At 71.2% G+C, this 1040-nt stretch carries 1 protein-coding gene and 1 pseudogene; one reads left to right on the top strand and one right to left on the bottom strand.

Going from position 1 to position 1040, the window contains the following annotated elements:
* On the bottom strand, positions 1 to 614 hold a 614-nt coding region (locus tag CFP71_RS42325), incomplete at its 3' end, for a helix-turn-helix domain-containing protein (RefSeq protein ID WP_093939447.1).
* A 132-nt stretch (positions 615 to 746) separates the two neighbouring features.
* Here CFP71_RS42325 and CFP71_RS42330 point away from each other — a divergent pair.
* Positions 747 to 1040 (top strand): annotated as a pseudogene (locus CFP71_RS42330) (alpha/beta fold hydrolase); the annotation flags it as partial.

Genomic DNA, 1040 nt, shown 5'->3' on the forward strand with positions numbered 1-1040 from the left:
CCGTCGTAGTCGTCCGGCCTCGGCTCACGCAGGTCTTGCGGGATCGAGATCCACGCCCCCTTGCGGTCCTTCCGGACGAACCCGGTGTCCTCCAGTGTTTTCAGGCATTCGGTGACCTCGGCGCGCGCGAGGCCCGTCCGGCGCGCGATCTCCTCGGGGCCCGCGGGAAGCTCCCGCGTCACCCGCTGAAATCGCGGATCCTCACGCATCGCGATGTCTCGCAGGGTCACCGGCCGCTTCGGCATCGCGGTGCTCAGCAGCCGCCTCGCGGCCAGGGCCAGCAGGACTGCGACCGGGATCTCGACGAAGGCGGCGAGCGCGACACTGGCCCACCGCTCCGACGACGTCCAGCCGAGCATGACGTCGAACCACGCGTCGCAGCACAGCATCGCGGCCGTGGCGGACAGCAGCGGAACGGCCGCCCGGCGGCGGCGCAACCCGAGCCACGCCCCGGCCGCGAAACACAGCAAAAGCGCGACGTCGAAGCCGACCCAGGCCGTGCGCCACTGGCCGGTGTCGTACCGGTCGGGCAGCGTGTGCGCGAGGTAGACCGTCCAGGGCACGAGCAAGACCGCCGCGCCGGCGAGCAGCGTCAGCAGCATCCGTCGGATCATGATCACGACGTTAGGGGCGGCCGGCGCTCTGGCCATCCGGGCTTTTCCCCGGTTCCGCCTCAGGGTCGTCCGACCGGAGCAACTTGGGTGAAACCTCGCGTGGCACCGAACGGACCTGGTCAGAATCGGTCCATGCGATCGAAAACGCTCGTCCTCGCCGCGATCGTCGCCCTGTCGGCCGGACTCGCCGGACCGGCCACCGCCGTCGCCGCGGGCCCGCGGCTCGAGAACCCTCGGCCTTGCGCGCACGACGCGCGGTTCACCTGCTCGACGTTGACCGTTCCGCTCGACCATCGCGGCCGCACCCGCGGCACGCTGAAACTCCAGGTCGCCACCGCGAACAACGCGGACGCGCCCCGAGGAGTGCTGCTGTTCCTCACCGGCGGCCCGGGGCAACCCGGCGTCCCGTTCAGCACCGGCCTTTTC

This window comes from Amycolatopsis thailandensis (assembly GCF_002234405.1).
Lineage (GTDB): Bacteria > Actinomycetota > Actinomycetes > Mycobacteriales > Pseudonocardiaceae > Amycolatopsis > Amycolatopsis thailandensis.